Origin of the sequence: Pseudomonas sp. PI1 (assembly GCF_000812405.1) — a bacterium.
GTDB classification, from domain to species: Bacteria; Pseudomonadota; Gammaproteobacteria; order Pseudomonadales; family Pseudomonadaceae; genus Pseudomonas; species Pseudomonas citronellolis.
Window position 1 is genome coordinate 1 of the sequence record NZ_JWMC01000087.1, and the last position, 17,982, is coordinate 17,982.

The following is a 17,982-nucleotide window of genomic DNA, read 5'->3' on the forward strand; positions in this document are numbered from 1 at the left end:
CCCCCCGCCGTTTCGACGCCCAGCGCGGGCAGAACGGCGGCAGCAAGGACTGCACCGGCGCCAAGGGCGACGACCTGGTCCTGCCGGTGCCGGTGGGCACCACCGTGATCGATGCGAGTACCCATGAAGTCATCGGCGACCTGACCGAGCCCGGCCAGCGCCTGATGGTCGCCCAGGGCGGCTGGCACGGCCTGGGCAACACCCGCTTCAAGTCCAGCACCAACCGCGCGCCGCGGCAGACCACCCCTGGCAAGCCCGGCGAGGCCCGCGACCTCAAGCTGGAGCTGAAGGTCCTGGCCGACGTCGGCCTGCTGGGCCTGCCGAACGCCGGCAAGAGCACCTTCATCCGCGCCGTTTCCGCGGCCAAGCCGAAAGTCGCCGACTACCCCTTCACCACCCTGGTGCCGAACCTGGGCGTGGTCAGCGTCGGGCGCTTCAAGAGCTTCGTGGTCGCCGACATCCCCGGCCTGATCGAAGGCGCCGCCGAAGGCGCCGGCCTGGGCATCCGCTTCCTCAAGCACCTGGCGCGTACCCGCCTGCTGCTGCACATCGTCGACATGGCGCCGCTGGACGAGAGCGACCCGGCCGATGCCGCCGAGACCATCGTCAACGAGCTGGCCAAGTTCAGCCCGGCGCTCACCGAGCGTGACCGCTGGCTGGTGCTGAACAAGATGGACCAGATCCTCGAGCCCGAGGAGCAGGAGCGACGCAAGCAGCAGGTGGTCGAGCGCCTGGGCTGGGAAGGTCCGGTCTACGTGATCTCCGCCCTGGAGCGCGAAGGCACCGAGGCGCTCAGCCAGGACGTCATGAAGTACCTCGACGAGCGCAGCCTGCGCATCGAGGAGGACCCGGCCTACGGCGAAGCCCTGGCCGAGCTCGACCAGCGCATCGAGGACGAGGCGCGCTCCCGTCTGCAGGCCCTGGATGACGTGCGTGCGCTGCGCCGCGCCGGCCTGAAGAATGCCGACGACCTCGACGACGACGATGATTTCGACGACGAGGACGACGGCGACGGGCCGGAAATCTTCTACGTGCCCTGACCGGCGCCGCGTGCGCCGGTCCCGAAGCAACCTGGTGAAACCTGACTTCGTAAGGTTGATGTATGCGTGAGAAAGTGACCGGCGCGCGGCGCTGGGTGGTGAAGATCGGCAGCGCCCTGCTCACGGCCGATGGCCGCGGGCTGGACCGCGACGCCATGGCGGTGTGGGTCGAGCAGATGGTCGCGCTGCACTGCGCGGGCGTCGAGCTGGTGCTGGTGTCCTCCGGCGCCGTGGCGGCGGGCATGAGCCGCCTGGGCTGGGTTTCCCGGCCGAGCGACATGCACGAGCTGCAGGCCGCGGCGGCGGTCGGCCAGATGGGCCTGGTGCAGGCCTGGGAGTCCAGCTTCGGCCAGCACGGCCTGCAGACCGCCCAGGTGCTGCTGACCCATGACGATCTGTCCGACCGCAAGCGCTACCTGAACGCCCGCAACACCCTGCGCACCCTGGTCGACCTCGGCGTGATCCCGGTGATCAACGAGAACGACACTGTGGTCACCGACGAAATCCGCTTCGGCGACAACGACACCCTGGCGGCCCTGGTGGCCAACCTGGTGGAGGCCGACCTGTTGGTGATCCTCACCGACCGCGACGGCATGTTCGACGCCGACCCGCGCAACAATCCCGAAGCCCAGCTGATCTACGAAGCCCGCGCCGACGACGCCCAGCTCGACCTGGTAGCTGGCGGCAGTGCCGGCGCCCTCGGCCGCGGCGGCATGCAGACCAAGCTGCGCGCGGCGCGCCTGGCGGCGCGTTCCGGCGCGCACACGGTGATCGTCGGCGGGCGCATCGAGCGCGTGCTCGACCGCCTGCGCTCCGGCGAGCGCCTGGGCACCCTGCTGACCCCCGAGCAAAGCCGCAAGGCCGCTCGCAAGCAGTGGCTGGCCGGCCACCTGCAGATGCGCGGCACCCTGGTGCTGGACGCCGGCGCGGTCAAGGCCATCGCCGAGGACCACAAGAGCCTGCTGCCGGTGGGCGTGAAGCAGGTCCAGGGCAGCTTCCGTCGCGGCGAGATGGTGGTCTGCGTGGACCCGCAGGGCCGCGAGATCGCCCGCGGCCTGGCCAACTACAGCGCCCTGGAGGCGCAGAAGATCATCGGCCAGCCGACCGATGCCATCGAGGGCCTGCTTGGCTACGTCGACGGCCCGGAGCTGGTGCACCGCGACAACCTCGTGCTGGTCTGAAGGAGTTACCGATGAAGCTGTCGTCCATGAGGCTGTGGAAGAGCGTGTGCGCCGGCCTGCTGATGCTACCGGCGCTGGCGGGTGCGGAGGAGATCGGCGAGGTCTCCACGGTGTTCAAGTGGGTGGGGCCGAACGACAAGATCGTGGTCGAGGCCTTCGACGATCCCAAGGTGGAAGGGGTGACCTGCTACCTGTCGCGGGCCAAGACCGGCGGCGTCAAGGGTGGCCTGGGCCTGGCCGAGGACCGTGCCGAGGCGTCCATCGCCTGCCGCCAGGTCGGACCGATCCGCTTCGTCGGCGAGCTCAAGGATGGCGAGGAGGTGTTCAAGCAGCGCACTTCGCTGGTGTTCAAGTCCATGCAGGTGGTGCGCTTCTTCGACAAGAAGCGCAACGCGCTGGTCTACCTCGTCTACAGCGACCGCATCATCGAAGGCAGCCCGCAGAACGCGGTGACCGCCATCCCGATCATGCCCTGGCCGGCGAAATAAAAGCCTTTTGCTTTTCGTAGGAGCAACTGTCTTGCGCCGATGTGCTCGTCGTAGGATGGGTTGAGCTTGCGATACCCATGCTGCCGTGGTGATGGGTATCGCTTCGCTCAACACCATCCTACGAAAAGCCGTGCTTCCCTGGAGGTGTAGGAGCGGGCCCTGCCCGCGATTCGCGCGCAGGGCGCGCTCCTACAGGGGAATGCGTGGGTGGGGCGGCGTAGGAGTGGATCTTATCCGCGAATCGCGCAGGGGATTACGGCTCGCGGAGAAGCTCCGCTCCTACGGTCTGGGGCCGGGTTTAGGCTTTTCGCAGGCAATAAAAAACCGGCCACTGGGGCCGGTTTTTCAAGAACGGAACGCTTACGCGGTGGCCAGGGCCTTCACGTGGGCGTTCAGACGGCTCTTGTGGCGAGCGGCCTTGTTCTTGTGGATGATGCCTTTGTCAGCCATGCGGTCGATGACCGGTACGGCGGCAACCAGAGCGGCCTGGGCCTTGGGCAGGTCCTTGGCATCGACTGCCTTGACTACGTTCTTGATGTAGGTACGAACCATGGAACGCAGGCTGGCGTTGTGGCTGCGACGCTTCTCAGCCTGTTTGGCGCGTTTTTTGGCGGAAGGTGTGTTGGCCACCGTCGAGCTCCTCGAGAAAAACTTGGGATATAGCGAATAAATTAAGGCCGTGAATGATGCCGTCGAGTCCGTGCCTTGTCAAGGGTATGAGCGGCCTCCGACGAGCGGCATGGCCGGGGATTCGCGGACTGGGTGGGTGATTTATTCGACCGGCGGCCATACACTCGACGCCCTTTACTGGCCGCCGGGCGATCCGGCCGCCCCGCGGGCAGGGCCACCCTGCGCTGACAAGTCCCGGATGCAATGAACCTACTCAAATCGCTGGCCGCGGTCAGCTCCATGACCATGATCTCGCGGGTGCTCGGCTTCGTCCGGGACACCATAGTCGCGCGCATGTTCGGCGCCGGCATGGCCACCGACGCCTTCTTCGTCGCCTTCAAGCTGCCCAACCTGCTGCGCCGCATCTTCGCCGAGGGCGCCTTCTCCCAGGCCTTCGTGCCGATCCTCGCCGAATACAAGACGCAGCAGGGCGAGGAGGCCACCCGCACCTTCATAGCCTATGTCTCCGGCCTGCTGACCCTGGTGCTGGCGCTGGTCACCGCGCTGGGCATCCTCGCCGCGCCCTGGGTGATCTGGATCACCGCGCCGGGTTTCGCCGACACCCCGGAGAAGTTCGACCTGACCACAGCGCTGCTGCGGGTGACCTTCCCCTACATCCTGCTGATTTCCCTGGCCTCCCTGGCCGGGGCCGTCCTCAATACCTGGAACCGCTTCTCGGTGCCGGCCTTCGTGCCGACCCTGCTGAACGTCAGCATGATCGCCTTCTCGCTGTTCCTCACCCCGTACTTCGACCCGCCGGTGATGGCCCTGGGCTGGGCGGTGCTGGCCGGCGGCCTGGCGCAGCTGCTCTACCAACTGCCGCACCTGAAGAAGATCGGCATGCTGGTGCTGCCGCGCCTTAACCTGCGTGACAGCGGCGTGTGGCGCGTGCTCAAGCAGATGGGCCCGGCGATCCTCGGCGTGTCGGTGAGCCAGATCTCGCTGATCATCAACACCATCTTCGCCTCCTTCCTGGCCGCAGGCTCCGTGTCCTGGATGTACTACGCCGACCGCCTGATGGAGCTGCCCTCCGGCGTGCTGGGCGTGGCCCTGGGCACCATCCTGCTGCCGTCCCTGGCCAAGACCTACGCCAGCGACGACCGCCACGAGTATTCGCGCCTGATGGACTGGGGCCTGCGCCTGTGCTTCCTGCTGGTGCTGCCCTGCGCCCTGGCCCTGGCGCTGATCGCCGAGCCGCTGACCGTGTCGCTGTTCCAGTACGGCAAGTTCAGCGCCAACGACGCGCTCATGACCCAGCGCGCGCTTATCGCCTACGCCGTGGGCCTGCTCGGGATCATTCTGGTCAAGGTGCTGGCGCCGGGCTTCTATGCCCGGCAGAACATCCGCACGCCGGTGAAGATCGCACTCTTCACCCTGGTTTCCACCCAGGCGATGAACCTGGTCTTCATCGGCCCGCTCAAGCACGCGGGCCTGGCCCTGGCCATCAGCCTGGCGGCCTGCCTCAACGCCGGTCTGTTGTACTGGCAGTTGCGCAAGCACGACCTGTTCGAGCCGCAGCCGGGCTGGGCGAAGTTCCTCGGCAAGCTGGTGCTGGCGGTGCTGGTGATGTCCGCCGTGCTGCTGGGCCTGATGCATTTCATGCCGGCCTGGGACCTGGGCGGCATGCCGCTGCGCCTGGCGCGCCTGGGCGCGTTGGTGGCGGCCGGCGTGGTGGCCTATTTCGGTATGCTGGCGCTGCTGGGCTTCCGCCTGCGCGACTTCTCGCGGCGGGCGGTGAGCTAGCCCGGCGCCGGCACTTGGGTGCATCCGTGACGCGCGGCGGCTTTGTGCCTGTCGCGCGGCGGCGGGTGCAGGTATAATCGACCACTTTCTGAGCAATACGCGCGCTATGCAGCTGCTTCGAGGCCTCCACAACCTGCGGCCCCTGTCCGGGGGCTGCGTTGCCACCATCGGCAATTTCGACGGCGTCCACCTTGGCCACCAGGCGATCCTGGCGCGTCTGCGCGAGCGCTCGCAGGAGCTGGGCGTGCCCAGCTGCGTGGTGATCTTCGAGCCGCAGCCGCGCGAGTACTTCGCCCCGGATGCCGCGCCGGTGCGCCTGACGCGCCTGCGCGAGAAGCTCGAACTGCTGCGCGAGCAGGGCGTCGACTTCGTCCTGTGCCTGACCTTCAACCGCCGCCTGCGCGAACTGTCGGCCGCCGAGTTCGTCCGCCAGGTGCTGGTGGACGGCCTGGCGGTGCGCCACCTGGAAGTGGGCGACGACTTCCGCTTCGGCTGCGACCGTTCCGGCGACTTCGCCTTCCTGGTCCGGGCCAGCGCCGAGCAGGGCTTCACCGTCGAGGCCGCCACCACGGTGGAAGTCGACGGCATGCGGGTGAGCAGCTCGCGCATCCGCAAGGTGCTCGCCGACGGCGACCTGCACCAGGCCGAGCGCCTGCTGGGCCGGCCGTTCCGCCTGAGCGGGCGGGTGCTGCACGGGCAGAAGCTCGGCCGCACCCTGGGTTCGCCCACCGCCAACATCCAGCTCAAGCGCCGCAAGGCGCCGCTGAACGGCGTCTACCTGGTCAGCACGGAAGTGGCCGGCCAGCGCGTCAACGGGGTGGCCAACATCGGCACGCGGCCGTCGGTCAACGGCGACGGCCGGCCCCACCTGGAAGTGCATCTGCTGGACTTCGCCGGCGACCTCTACGGCCTGCACCTGGATGTGACCTTCCACCAGAAGCTGCGAGATGAGCAGCGCTTCGCCTCCCTCGAGGCACTGAAGGCGGCGATCCTCGCCGACATAGCCGCCGCCCGGGCCTACTGGCTGGGCCAACCGCTTGATTGAAGAAATTCCGAACAGGCCCTGAGATGACCGACTACAAAGCCACGCTGAACCTTCCCGATACCCAGTTCCCGATGAAAGCCGGCCTGCCCCAGCGCGAGCCGGAAACCCTGAAGTTCTGGAACGACATCGGCCTGTACCAGAAGCTGCGGAAGGCCGGCGAAGGTCGCCCGAAATTCATCCTGCACGATGGCCCGCCCTACGCCAACGGCAGCATCCACATCGGTCACGCGGTCAACAAGATCCTCAAGGACCTGATCGTCCGCTCGCGCACCCTGGCCGGCTACGACGCCCCCTACGTGCCGGGCTGGGACTGCCACGGCCTGCCCATCGAGCACAAGGTCGAGACCACCCACGGCAAGAACCTGCCGGCGGACAAGACCCGCGAACTGTGCCGCGCCTACGCCAGCGAGCAGATCGAAGGGCAGAAGGCCGACTTCATCCGCCTGGGCGTGCTCGGCGAGTGGGACAACCCCTACAAGACCATGAACTTCGCCAACGAGGCCGGCGAAATCCGCGCCCTGGCCGAGATGGTCAGGCAGGGCTTCGTGTTCAAGGGCCTGAAACCGGTGAACTGGTGCTTCGACTGCGGCTCGGCCCTGGCCGAGGCGGAAGTCGAGTACGCCGACAAGAAGTCCGACGCCATCGACGTCGCCTTCCTGGTGGAAGACGAAGGCAAACTGGCCGCCGCCTTCGGCCTGCAGAGCCTGGCCAAGCCCGCCGCCATCGTCATCTGGACCACCACCCCCTGGACCATCCCGGCCAACCAGGCGCTGAACGTCCACCCCGAATTCACCTACGCCCTGGTCGATACCGGCGCACGCCTGCTGGTGCTGGCCGAGGAACTGGTCGAGTCCTGCCTGCAGCGCTACGGCCTGGAAGGCCAGGTCATCGCCACGGCCAAGGGCGAGGCGCTGGACCTGATCCGCTTCCGTCACCCATTCTACGAGCGCTTCTCGCCGGTCTACCTGGCCGAGTACGTGGCCCTGGACGCCGGCACCGGCATCGTCCACTCCGCGCCGGCCTACGGCGAGGACGACTTCCGTACCTGCAAGCAGTACGGCATGAGCAACGACGACATCCTCAGCCCGGTGCAGAGCAACGGCGTGTACGTCCAGGACCTGCCGTTCTTCGGCGGCCAGTTCATCTGGAAGGCCAACCCGAACATCGTCGCCAAGCTGGACGAAGTGGGCGCGCTACTCAAGCACGCCAGCATCAACCACAGCTACATGCACTGCTGGCGCCACAAGACCCCGCTGATCTACCGCGCCACCGCGCAGTGGTTCGTCGGCATGGACAAGCAGCCGGAGAGCGGCGCCACCCTGCGCGAGCGCGCGCTGGAAGCCATCACCCAGACCGAATTCGTGCCCAGCTGGGGCCAGGCGCGCCTGCACGGCATGATCGCCGGCCGCCCGGACTGGTGCATCTCGCGCCAGCGCAACTGGGGCGTGCCCATCCCGTTCTTCCTGCACAAGGCCACCGGCGAGTTGCACCCGCGCACCGTCGAGCTGATGGAAGCAGTCGCCCAGCGCGTGGAGAAGGAGGGCATCGAGGCCTGGTTCAAGCTCGACGCCGCCGAGCTGCTCGGTGACGAAGCCACGCAGTACGACAAGATCAGCGACACCCTGGACGTCTGGTTCGACTCCGGCACCACCCACTGGCACGTGCTGCGCGGCTCCCACGCCGAGCTGGGCCATGCCAATGGCCCCGCCGCCGACCTCTACCTGGAAGGTTCCGACCAGCACCGCGGCTGGTTCCACTCCTCGCTGCTGACCGGCTGCGCCATCGACGGCCACGCGCCATACCGCCAGCTGCTGACCCACGGCTTCACCGTCGACGAGTCCGGCCGCAAGATGTCCAAGTCCCTGGGCAACACCGTGGTGCCGCAGACCGTGATCGACACCCTGGGCGCCGACATCCTGCGCCTGTGGGTGGCCTCCACCGACTACTCCGGCGAGATCGCGGTCTCCCAGACCATCCTGCAGCGCAGCGCCGACGCCTACCGGCGCATCCGCAACACCACGCGCTTCCTGCTCTCCAACCTGACCGGCTTCGACCCGGCCAGGGACCTGCTGCCCAACGACCAGTTGCTGGCCCTGGACCGCTGGGCCGTGGACCGCGCCCTGCTGCTGCAGCGCGAGCTGGAAGAGGCCTACCGCGAGTACCGCTTCTGGAACGTCTACTCCAAGGTGCACAACTTCTGCGTGCAGGAGCTGGGCGGCTTCTACCTGGACATCATCAAGGACCGCCAGTACACCACCCAGGCCGACAGCGTCGCCCGCCGCTCCTGCCAGACCGCGCTGTTCCACATCGCCGAGGCGCTGGTGCGCTGGGTCGCGCCGATCCTGGCCTTCACCGCCGAGGAAGTGTGGAAGTTCCTGCCCGGCGAGCGCGCCGAGTCGGTCATGCTGAGCACCTGGTACGACGGCCTGTCCGAACTGCCGGCCGACGCCGAGCTGGGCCGTGCCTACTGGGAGCAGGTCATGGCCGCCAAGGCCGCGGTCAACAAGGAACTGGAGAACCAGCGCACCGCCAAGGCCATCGGCGGCAACCTGCAGGCCGAGGTCACCCTCTACGCCGAGGACGACCTGGCCCGCAGCCTGGGCAAGCTGGGCAACGAGCTGCGCTTCGTGCTGATCACCTCCACCGCCACCCTCGCGCCCCTGGCCGATGCCCCGGCCGATGCCGTGCAGAGCGAACTGCCCGGCCTCAAGCTGAAGGTAGTGAAGTCGGCCCACGCCAAGTGCGCCCGTTGCTGGCACCACCGCGAGGACGTCGGCAGTAACGCCGCGCACCCGGAAATCTGCGGCCGCTGCGTGGAGAACATCGAAGGCGCCGGCGAGGTTCGCCACTATGCCTAACCGCTTCGGCCGCCTTGGCTGGTTGTGGATAACCGTGCTGGTCCTGGTCCTCGACCAGGTCAGCAAGGCCTACTTCGAGGGCACGCTGAGCCTGTACCAGCAGATCGTGGTCATCCCCGACCTGTTCAGCTGGACCCTGGCCTACAACACCGGCGCGGCCTTCAGTTTCCTGGCCGACAGCTCCGGCTGGCAGCGCTGGCTGTTCGCCCTGATCGCCATCGTGGTCAGCGCGGTGCTGGTCATCTGGCTCAAGCGCCTGAAGCCCAGCGACACCTGGCTGGCCATCGCCCTGGCCCTGGTGCTGGGCGGCGCGCTGGGCAACCTGTACGACCGCATCGTGCTCGGCCACGTGATCGACTTCATCCTGGTGCACTGGCAGAACCGCTGGTACTTCCCGGCGTTCAACCTGGCCGACAGCGCCATCACCGTAGGCGCCATCATGCTGGCGCTGGACATGTTCAAGACGAAGAAATCCGGAGAGACCGCCCATGGCTGACAGCAACAGCGATATCCAGCGCATCGGAGCGGATACCGAAGTCACCCTGCACTTCGCCCTCAAGCTGGAAGACGGCAACGTCGTCGACAGCACCTTCGACAAGCAGCCGGCCACCTTCAAGGTCGGCGACGGCAACCTGCTGCCGGGCTTCGAGCAGGCGCTGTTCGGCCTCAAGGCCGGCGACAAGCGCACCCTGAACATCGAGCCGGAGCAGGGCTTCGGCCAGCCGAACCCGGCCAACGTGCAGGTGATGCCGCGCGACCAGTTCCAGGACATGGAACTGGCCGAAGGCCTGCTGGTGATCTTCAACGACGCCGCCAAGACCGAGCTGCCCGGCGTGGTCAAGGCCTTCGACGAACAGCAGGTGACCATCGATTTCAACCACCCGCTGGCCGGCAAGAGCCTGACCTTCGAAGTGGAAATCATCGACGTAAGGGCGCTCTGAGGGCCCTTCGCTGGCGTAGGATGGGTATCGCGAAGCGACACCCATCGCGCCATCCCCTCTGCGCGCCGAGACAGACCGACCATGCAAATCAAACTCGCCAACCCCCGCGGCTTCTGCGCCGGCGTCGACCGGGCGATCGAAATCGTCAACCGCGCCCTGGACGTGTTCGGCCCGCCGATCTACGTGCGCCATGAAGTGGTGCACAACAAGTTCGTGGTGGAGAACCTGCGCAACCGCGGCGCGGTGTTCGTCGAGGAACTCGACCAGGTGCCGGACGACACCATCGTCATCTTCAGCGCCCACGGCGTGTCCCAGGCCGTGCGCAAGGAGGCCGAGAACCGCGGCCTGAAGGTCTTCGACGCCACCTGCCCGCTGGTCACCAAGGTGCACATGGAAGTGGTGCGCTACAGTCGCGACGGCCAGGAGTGCATCCTCATCGGCCACGAAGGCCACCCCGAGGTGGAAGGCACCATGGGCCAGTACAACCGCGACAACGGCGGCGACATCTACCTGGTCGAGGACGAGGAAGATGTAGCGGCGCTGGAAGTGCGCAACCCCGAGGCCCTGCACTTCGTCACCCAGACCACCCTGTCGATGGACGACACCTCCAAGGTGATCGACGCCCTGCGCGCGAAATTCCCCCACATCAAGGGCCCGCGCAAGAACGACATCTGCTACGCCACCCAGAACCGCCAGGACGCGGTCAAGGACCTGGCCGACCAGTGCGACCTGGTGCTGGTGGTGGGCAGTCCGAACAGCTCCAACTCCAACCGCCTGCGCGAACTCGCCGAACGCATGGGCACCCCCGGCTACCTGATCGACGGCGCCGAGGACCTCAAGCGCGAATGGTTCGAAGGCAAGCGGCGCATCGGCATCACCGCCGGCGCCTCCGCCCCGGAAGTGCTGGTGCGCGGGGTGATCGAACAACTGCGCAAATGGGGCGCGGAGCCCGAGGTGGAGCTGGATGGGCGGGAGGAGAACATTACCTTCTCGATGCCCAAGGAACTGCGGGTGAAGGCGGTTTAAACCCGTTCCTGCCAGGCGGCATCTTCCGTCCCCTCCAGGAGCCATATTCGACCGAACGCCGGCCTTGCCGGCGGAATCGCGGATAAGTCCGCTCCCACGCTGTATCCCGCCTGGGGCTTGCCGACTGCGCCTAGGCGCTCTGCGTAGGATGGGTTGAGCTTGCGAAACCCATGCTGCCGTGGTGATGGGTATCGCTTCGCTCAACCCATCCTACGACGGCATTTCTCCTGTTCCTGCTCCGTAGGGGCAGCGTTTCACTTCCAGCAGTCGTTCACACTGGTGCTGCCGCTGACGCCGCGGGTGCCCATGGCATTGAGCGTCAGGTTCCCGCATTTGGTATCTCTCGTCTGCACGCCCTGCGGGGTTGCCGTCAGCAGGTAGCCACCGCTTCCGTTGGGGTTGCTGATGGTCAGCGCGTACTTGCCGGTATCCGAGGTCACGGTCGTGCCGTTTGTATTGCGCATATTCAAATTGCCGATGTCGTCTTGGTCAGTGACATAGGCATTGTTCTGGGCGAAGTAGCGCTCCTGACGCGCGGCCGCGTCGTTGAGCAGAGCCTGCCCTTCGCTGCGGTTGCCGCGCAGGACGTATTCCTGGTAGCTGGGATAGGCGATGGCCGCCAGGATGCCGATGATGGCCACCACGATCATCATCTCGATCAGGGTGAAACCCGCTGTCTTCTTCATGTACTGCTTCCTCATTGCGGGGCTGCGCGCCAGGTCTGGCGTCCGGTGGACTCGGGGCCGAAGCTGATGTTCATCGGCGCTCCGTCGGCGGTGAAGCGGGTATTGCCGGAAAGCGCCGCGCCACCGGCCGGGGTCTTGTAGCCGGAGACCACCTGGCTGGTGTCGCCGGAAACGTAGGCGTCGCCCTGGTCGACCACGAAGTTCTGGCTGAAGTCGAAGATGTTGAAGTCGGCGCGACCGCCGGTATAAGGGTCGAGGCCGTACGACCAGCCTTCCACACCAGCCTGGCACACATCCAGGCTGGGTGTGCGGGTGTTGATCAGCAGGGCCTGACCACGGGCCGCCATTTCGTCGACGATCCGCTCGCCTACCAGGCTGCCCCCGGTGACCTGGAGGTTCAGGTACCAGCCGCTTTTCGTCGTCCAGTCCACGCTGTTCTGGCTGAGCAGACGGATATCGAAGGTGTTGGCCGTGTTGTCGGCGAAGGTCGCACCGTTCACCTGGGACGAAATGGTCTGCCCTTGCAGGTTGGCCCGCGACAGGGTTGGCGTGCTGGTGACCGCTTCGCCCTTGGTCTTCTTGTCCCAGATGCCGTAGAGCGTCTGCAACTGGAACGGGCTGGTCTTGTCGACGGTGCCCAGGTAGCGGCCGGTACCGAAGATCACCAGATAGCCAGTGGTCGAGGGATGGCGTACCAGCGATGGCGGCGCGGTGATCGGTTGGCGCACACCGCCACTGCCGTCGGCATCCTTGGCCACGTACAGCGGGGTGCCGTTGAAGGATGTCTTGAAGGTCGAGGCCTGGACGTTGGTGTTGGCGAAGGGGTTGGTGGCGGAGCTGTCGATCAGGTCGAAGCGCCACAGGTTGCCCTGCAGGTCGCCGGCGTAGGCGTAGTCGATGATGCCATCGCTGTTGTTGTCGGCGCCACGGATGCTGGACAGGCCATTGGTCCCTGCAGCTCCCTGTGCCTCCAGTGTCTTGAGGACGGCGCCGGTCTTGATGTCCAGCACGTACATCACCGCCTTGCCGCTGCTGTTGTTGGCGCTGTTGTAGCCATTGGGCAGCAGCACGCCCCATTGCCCGCTGTGCAGGCGGGCGACCACCGGGGTGGGGATGGTGAAGCCGAGGTTGCTCAGCGTCGTGTTGGTACTGTCCTTGCTGCTGGCGTTGTCGTCGTCGAACTCCCAGAGCAGGGCGATGTTGTCCGGGTCGGTCACGTCCAGGGCGAAGGCGGACTTGCCGCCGGCGCCCAGGGTGCCCACCAGCACGGTATGCCAGGCGTCGTCGTAGTAGACGTCGCGCACGGTCAGGCTGCCGTCGACGAACCAGCGGTGCTGGGCGGCGGTGTAGTCCTTGCTGCTCAGGTACTGCAGGTTCGGGATGACGGCGCGGGGCACGAAGGCGAATTTCTCCACGCCGGTGGTGCCGTCGAAGGCGTGCAGCATGCCGTCGTTGGCGCCGACGTAGACCTGGGTGCGGCGAGTCTTCTTGGCTTCGATGAAGTCGGCGTACTTCTGGTAGCCGCCATCGATGGCGCCTGCCAGGTAGGCCAGGTACTGGGCGCCGGAGACCACCACCGGGTTGGAGTTGATGATGTCGCCCAGCAGGGTGCTGCGCCGGCGGAAGCTGCTGCCTTCGCCGCTGCGGTCGCCCAGCACGTAGCCGAGCTGCGCGGAGGTCAGGGTGGTCTGCAGGTCGACGCCGTTGTAGGTCACACCCGACAGGTTGCTGTGGGTGAGGGTGGTCAGGCTGCCGTTGCTGCCCTTGAACTTGATGTTACGGGTGCTCGGGAACTGGTCCTTGGCGTGCCAGACCACGGTGCGGGCGAAGGTGGCCGGGTTGATGGTCTCCTTGATCAGGTCGCCCGACCAGTCGTCCACCAGGAAGTTGGAGCGGTATACCGAGCGCGCGTCGCTGATCGAGGCGCCGGGTTGCAGGCGCTCCACCGACGGGGTGGAGACGGAGCTGTTGCGCTGGTAGATGTCGTTGAACGCTTTGTTCAACTGGTCCTTCAGCGTCAGGGCGTTGGTGACCAGGAAGTAGTTGTCCGGCACGCCGTTGCCATCGGTGTCGTTGTTGGTCGCGTTGGTGCCGTACTTGGCGGCGTACCACAACGGGTTCTCCAGGAAGGTGGCCGCCGGGGTGCCCGACAGGGTGAAGGTGCGCGAGGAGCTGAGCCGGCTCAGGGTGCAGTCGTTGGGTTTGGTGGTCGCGTTGCAGTAGTTGGGATCGCGACCATCGGGAGTATCCAGCTTGTAGGCGACGTTGTTGCCGCCCTGGTCCTTGACCTCAAGGTAGATACCGTCCTTGGTGGTGCCGGAGATCACGTAGCCCATGTGCTGGTCGATGCCGCCGGCGGCGTATTCGGAGGTCATGTTGATGACCAGCTTGCCCTGATCGTTGACCAGCAATTCATACAGGGCGATGGCGTCCATGTCATGGTCGGCGCCCTGTTCCACGTCCTCGTAGTTGATGCGGAACTTGGCGTAGGGACGGCCGCCGTTGAGGGTGGCGTCGCAGTCGCTGACCAGGCTGGGCGTGCCGCCATTACAGGCTGGCGAAGTATTGGCGAACTTCTCCACGTAGTAGTCGACGATCTGGTCGGTGGGCTGGAAGCTGCCGTTCGCGTCGATGCTGCTGCCACCGACGGACTTGGCGAAGGGCACCACGGTCACCACGCTGGTGACGCCATTGCTGGTGACGGGGAACTTGATGGTCGGCAGGGGCGAGGCCAGTGCTACCGAGTAGGTCAACAGGGCCTTGTCGCCGCCGATCTTGTTGTTCGCGCCATAGCGCGCCACGGCAGCGGAGTAGTAAGTGCCCTGTTTGCTGGGTTCCTCCGGCGCCAAACCGCGGACGGTGGACAGGTTGCTGACGGTCTTGGCTGTGGGGGCACTGTCGGCGACACCGTTGGATTCGCCGATGAAGATGGACTTGCTGCCACCCCCTTCGGCTGCCCAGATCTTGTCCGCCTCGGTGGAGACGTTCAGGCCCGCCAGCGATCCTGAGGAAGGCGCCGAAACGTCGGTGGACCATTTGCTGCCCGGCAGCTTGAAGTCATAGGACGGGTTGATGTCGCTGATGACCGTCATGGCCGGGACCGAGCACACGGGGTAGCCATTGGGGTTGGCGGTCGACTTGTAGGGCGGGGTCCAGGTGCCGATGCGCGGAAGGCCCAGCACGTCCTTGTCCTTGCTGTTGCCGGAGCCATAGTCATAGGTGCTGGTGGGGCTGGTCTCGCCAGAGAAGTAGCGCATCGTCTCGTACATCATTTCGCCGATCGGATTGCCCCACATGTAGCAGGTGTCGTTCTGAGTGATCGGGCGCGTGGTGATCCAGCCGCAGCCGTAGGTATGGTCGCCGTAGTTGAAGTCGATGATGCGCAGCTTGTTGATGGTCGCCACGATGCCGTTGGTCACGCCGTCGGAACCGCACACGTTGGTGCCGGCGAAGCAGTATTGCCCGGTGGTCGAGCTGTACTCCTTGGAGAAACTCTGCAACTGGCTGCGCAGCACGCCGCCGCTGATGTTCTTCTGGAACGAGCCGGTGAGCAGGCCGAAGTACATCTTGTTGGTGGCGCCGTAGTCGTGAAGGATACCGGTCGGCTTGAAGCCGTTGCCGTAGGCGGTGCAGTTGCTTTCGCGCAGGCCGGCGTTGTCGGTGCCGCTGGGGCAGACCGAGACCTTGACGTTCCTGTCGGTCATCTCGCTGGTGCCGGTGGCCGGGGTCTTCCAGTACAGGTAGAAGTTGGCGTCGCCGCTATTTTCCTCGTGACGGAACTTGAAGGTATAGGCGGTACCCGCGGTGAGCGTCACCGAGGCGGTGGTGCCGTTGCCGCCGCCGCCGGCCTTGCCGTGGTCGCCATAGTAGGACGCGGTAACGCCATTGACCTGGAATTCGACCGCGTCGTCACCGTCCACCGAGAACTGGTAGACGCCCGTCAGCGCCGGGGTCAGGGTGCCGGTGATCAGCGTGTGATAGCCATCCTGGCCACAGCCGTTAGCGGAGTAGGGGTTGGTGAAGTTCTGGCCGGTGCTTATGTTGGTGAATGATGGCGTTCCGCTACCGCATTTTGCAGAGTTGCTGCTGTAGTTGTTGAACAGGTCGTCCATCTGCGACTTGTTGGTGGAAGTCGAGCGCGAGTCCTTCCAGGTGGTGAGCGTCAGGCCCGACATCTGGTCGGCGGGCACGATGGTCCAGTTGCCGCCACTGGGGCCGCCACTGGTGCAGTTGACCTCCGAGCCGGAACTGTTCACGCAGGTGCTGCCGGCTACCGGCCGCTCCTTCGACACCCAGTTCCAGATGCGGAAGCTGGTGTTGGTCAGGGTGCGCAACTGCGGCACGCCGGTGTCCTGGGTCAGCGACACCACGGCGAACAGGTGGCGGTAGCCGCCGGCCGCCGGCTGGCTCAGCGGGGTGTAGTCGGAAATGCGGTAGCCGTCGTAGGCCTCGCTCAGGTATTCCTTGCCCCAGGCGTGGTCGTCCTGGGGAACATAGGAGCCTTGCAGCACGGTGGAGGTGGTGGTGTCCTCCACCCGGTAGCCGCCGTAGAGCACCTTGCGCAGGGCGTCCATGCGCGAGGTGGCCAGGTAGTTGAGGAAGTCGCCGCTCCAGTGGCCGGGGCACTTCTTGTCGGTGGTGGCGCTGACCGGGCTGAAGCGGCCGTCGCTGTAGTCGTAGCAGGCGAACGAGTTGAAGTAGCCGTAGTAGTCGATGCCGCCGTGTTCCTTGTCCAGGTGCCCCTTGTAGCCCACGTCGAGAATGCCGTCGCCGTTGAGGTCGGAAGCGTCGTTGTAGGCCTCGTAATACAGCTTGTGGTCACGGCCCATGACCAGCATGTTCAACGGTGGCACCGAGTCGTTGACGAAGACCGGGGTGCGCGAGATGTCGATGTCTGCCCAGGCGCTGGCGCACGGAAGCAGGAGGGCGCAGAGCAGGCTGGCGCTGGCGTTGATCGCGGTTTGACGGAGAGTCTTCATGTCAGTGCCTGGGAGTCAGTTGTTGTATACCCGGGCCACCACGGAGCGCAGTGGGGCCGTGCGGTTGTTGCTGGAGGCGCGGCTGTTCACTTCATAGAAGAAGGTGCCGTTGCCCAGCATCATCGAGCCGTACTCGGGGTTGATCGACTGGCCGCCGACGTTGCCGCTTGGGGCGGCGATCATGTAGCGACTGACAGTGGTGGTCTGCGTGGAGGGCGTAACGCCCGTGCCGGTGTAGCCCATGGCGTCGGAGAAGTCCTGGGCATAATCGTTGGCGGTCTTGTTCCAGATACAGGGCAGGTCATCGGTGGTGGCGTCCGCCGGGCAGCGGTCGGGCGGCAGCAGCGACTCGCTGAGGCTCTCCTCGGTGTTGCGTAGCGCCGATTCGGCGCCGTTGAACAGGCGCTTCTCCTCGGCCACGCTGCCGGTGATACGGGCTTCCAGCGCCGACTGGCGGACGCTGGAGATGGCCAGCACGGAGATGACCAGCAGGATGATCAGCGAGACGAACAGGATCGCGCCCTGCTGCGAATGGCGGGATGCATTCATGGCATGAGGTTCCTGAGGGTGATCGAGCCTTGGGCGATCTGGTAGAGCTGCCCGCTGTCGGTGCCGATGCCGGAGTCGGGATAGCGGGCCTTCCATTGCGTCAGGGTGGCGCTATCCATGCCCTGGCGGGCATTGACCGAACTCACCATCAGGGCGGCATAGCGCACGGCCCGGATCGGCAGGGTGCCCGGGGAGGTCGTGTAGGTGTTGACCTGGCGTTCATCGGTCTGCGGACCGACGCCGTACTCGAACTGAATGTCGGCGACGCCTCTTAGGATGGTCCCTGGCTCATCTTCACCCGCTGCACACTTGAGTTCGTTGTCTTCGATGAAGAACTTTTCCATCACGGTCAGCGTGCTGGTGGTGTAGGGCTCGTCGGGAACGGTTCCGTCGGCGGGCTTCGCCCCCAGGCAGTTGCGCTCGTCGGGGTCGCGGGGTTCATAGCGGATGCAGATGCCGCTGTCGCTGGCCAGCGTGACAGTCTGACCCTTGGCGAATGCGCATCCCTCCGGGGCTCCGCTGCTTGAGTCTGCCGCCGGGAAACTGGTATCGAACCCACGGTCGGGCTGGCGCCGGTAGCCGGTCTTGCTCAGTTCCTGGTCGAGCAGCAGGAAGGTGTAGCGGCTGTTTTCCTGGTTCTCCGTCTGGGCCTGCTGGAAGACGAAGGTGTTCTTGTTGTCGATGAAGATCTGCACTATCCCGATGATCAGGAAACTGCTGACGGTCAGGGCGACCATCAGCTCGATCAGGGACAGGCCTTGCTGGCGCTTCTGCATG

The 17,982-nt window shown here is 65.8% G+C and carries 14 protein-coding genes; 9 read left to right on the forward strand and 5 right to left on the reverse strand.

What is annotated here, in order from left to right:
- From cgtA to RN02_RS26205, 3 genes are all read left to right on the forward strand, one after another.
- Nucleotides 1–1,040, forward strand: a 1,040-nt coding sequence (gene cgtA, locus RN02_RS26195; protein WP_043318024.1) for an Obg family GTPase CgtA, incomplete at its 5' end; no start/stop codon positions are given.
- A gap of 62 nt (nt 1,041–1,102) precedes the next feature.
- The gene (gene proB, locus RN02_RS26200; RefSeq protein WP_009617553.1) at nt 1,103–2,221 is read left to right on the forward strand and encodes a glutamate 5-kinase; all 1,119 of its coding nucleotides are present in this window, start codon (nt 1,103–1,105) and stop codon (nt 2,219–2,221) included.
- Between the two features lie 26 nt (nt 2,222–2,247).
- A complete protein-coding gene (locus RN02_RS26205) occupies nt 2,248–2,709 on the forward strand; it encodes a CreA family protein (RefSeq protein ID WP_043318128.1) in 462 nt (153 codons plus the stop codon).
- Between the two features lie 360 nt (nt 2,710–3,069).
- Here RN02_RS26205 and rpsT read toward each other — a convergent pair whose 3' ends face one another.
- Nucleotides 3,070–3,339 carry a 30S ribosomal protein S20 gene (rpsT, locus tag RN02_RS26210; RefSeq protein WP_009617555.1) on the reverse strand — a complete coding sequence of 90 codons (270 nt, stop codon included), beginning with the start codon at nt 3,337–3,339 and terminating at the stop codon, nt 3,070–3,072.
- 243 nt (nt 3,340–3,582) lie between these two features.
- Here rpsT and murJ point away from each other — a divergent pair, with 243 nt between their 5' ends.
- From murJ to ispH, 6 genes are all read left to right on the forward strand, one after another.
- A complete protein-coding gene (gene murJ, locus RN02_RS26215) occupies nt 3,583–5,121 on the forward strand; it encodes a murein biosynthesis integral membrane protein MurJ (RefSeq protein ID WP_043273634.1) in 1,539 nt (512 codons plus the stop codon).
- Between the two features lie 106 nt (nt 5,122–5,227).
- Nucleotides 5,228–6,166, forward strand: a complete 939-nt coding sequence (ribF, locus tag RN02_RS26220; RefSeq protein ID WP_009617557.1) for a bifunctional riboflavin kinase/FAD synthetase — start codon at nt 5,228–5,230, stop codon at nt 6,164–6,166.
- 23 nt (nt 6,167–6,189) lie between these two features.
- Nucleotides 6,190–9,024 (forward strand): isoleucine--tRNA ligase, encoded by a 2,835-nt coding sequence (gene ileS / locus RN02_RS26225; protein ID WP_043318026.1) that lies wholly within the window; start codon nt 6,190–6,192, stop codon nt 9,022–9,024.
- Nucleotides 9,017–9,520, forward strand: a complete 504-nt coding sequence (gene lspA / locus RN02_RS26230; protein WP_043318028.1) for a signal peptidase II — start codon at nt 9,017–9,019, stop codon at nt 9,518–9,520. The genes ileS and lspA overlap by 8 nt, the downstream gene beginning before the upstream one ends.
- Nucleotides 9,513–9,965: an FKBP-type peptidyl-prolyl cis-trans isomerase gene (fkpB, locus tag RN02_RS26235; protein WP_043273639.1), complete on the forward strand. Its 453-nt coding sequence runs from the start codon at nt 9,513–9,515 to the stop codon at nt 9,963–9,965. Before lspA ends, fkpB begins: the two co-directional genes overlap by 8 nt.
- An 81-nt stretch (nt 9,966–10,046) precedes the next feature.
- Nucleotides 10,047–10,991, forward strand: coding sequence for a 4-hydroxy-3-methylbut-2-enyl diphosphate reductase (ispH, locus tag RN02_RS26240; protein WP_043318030.1), 945 nt, complete (start codon nt 10,047–10,049; stop codon nt 10,989–10,991).
- A 254-nt stretch (nt 10,992–11,245) separates the two neighbouring features.
- On the opposite strand, the gene RN02_RS26245 is transcribed toward ispH, so the two are convergent.
- From RN02_RS26245 to RN02_RS26260, 4 genes are read right to left on the reverse strand one after another with little or no spacing between them, the layout of a single operon-like run.
- Nucleotides 11,246–11,677, reverse strand: a complete 432-nt coding sequence (locus tag RN02_RS26245; RefSeq protein ID WP_043273641.1) for a type IV pilin protein — start codon at nt 11,675–11,677, stop codon at nt 11,246–11,248.
- Nucleotides 11,678–11,688: 11 nt separating this feature from the next.
- Nucleotides 11,689–16,656, reverse strand: coding sequence for a PilC/PilY family type IV pilus protein (locus RN02_RS26250; protein ID WP_043318032.1), 4,968 nt, complete (start codon nt 16,654–16,656; stop codon nt 11,689–11,691).
- A gap of 15 nt (nt 16,657–16,671) precedes the next feature.
- The gene (locus RN02_RS26255; RefSeq protein ID WP_043318034.1) at nt 16,672–17,205 is read right to left on the reverse strand and encodes a pilus assembly PilX family protein; all 534 of its coding nucleotides are present in this window, start codon (nt 17,203–17,205) and stop codon (nt 16,672–16,674) included.
- On the reverse strand, nt 17,202–17,981 hold the full coding sequence (locus RN02_RS26260; protein WP_043318036.1) for a prepilin-type N-terminal cleavage/methylation domain-containing protein: 780 nt from the start codon (nt 17,979–17,981) through the stop codon (nt 17,202–17,204). The genes RN02_RS26255 and RN02_RS26260 overlap by 4 nt, the downstream gene beginning before the upstream one ends.
- Nucleotide 17,982 lies beyond the last annotated feature (1 nt).

Coding starts and splice junctions, on each gene's coding strand:
- proB (WP_009617553.1), top strand. CDS start 1,103: ATGCGTGAGAAAGTGACCGGCGCGCGGCGCTGGGTGGTGAAGATCGGC.
- RN02_RS26205 (WP_043318128.1), top strand. CDS start 2,248: ATGAGGCTGTGGAAGAGCGTGTGCGCCGGCCTGCTGATGCTACCGGCG.
- murJ (WP_043273634.1), top strand. CDS start 3,583: ATGAACCTACTCAAATCGCTGGCCGCGGTCAGCTCCATGACCATGATC.
- ribF (WP_009617557.1), top strand. CDS start 5,228: ATGCAGCTGCTTCGAGGCCTCCACAACCTGCGGCCCCTGTCCGGGGGC.
- ileS (WP_043318026.1), top strand. CDS start 6,190: ATGACCGACTACAAAGCCACGCTGAACCTTCCCGATACCCAGTTCCCG.
- lspA (WP_043318028.1), top strand. CDS start 9,017: ATGCCTAACCGCTTCGGCCGCCTTGGCTGGTTGTGGATAACCGTGCTG.
- fkpB (WP_043273639.1), top strand. CDS start 9,513: ATGGCTGACAGCAACAGCGATATCCAGCGCATCGGAGCGGATACCGAA.
- ispH (WP_043318030.1), top strand. CDS start 10,047: ATGCAAATCAAACTCGCCAACCCCCGCGGCTTCTGCGCCGGCGTCGAC.
- RN02_RS26245 (WP_043273641.1), bottom strand. CDS start 11,677: ATGAAGAAGACAGCGGGTTTCACCCTGATCGAGATGATGATCGTGGTG.
- RN02_RS26250 (WP_043318032.1), bottom strand. CDS start 16,656: ATGAAGACTCTCCGTCAAACCGCGATCAACGCCAGCGCCAGCCTGCTC.
- RN02_RS26255 (WP_043318034.1), bottom strand. CDS start 17,205: ATGAATGCATCCCGCCATTCGCAGCAGGGCGCGATCCTGTTCGTCTCG.
- RN02_RS26260 (WP_043318036.1), bottom strand. CDS start 17,981: ATGCAGAAGCGCCAGCAAGGCCTGTCCCTGATCGAGCTGATGGTCGCC.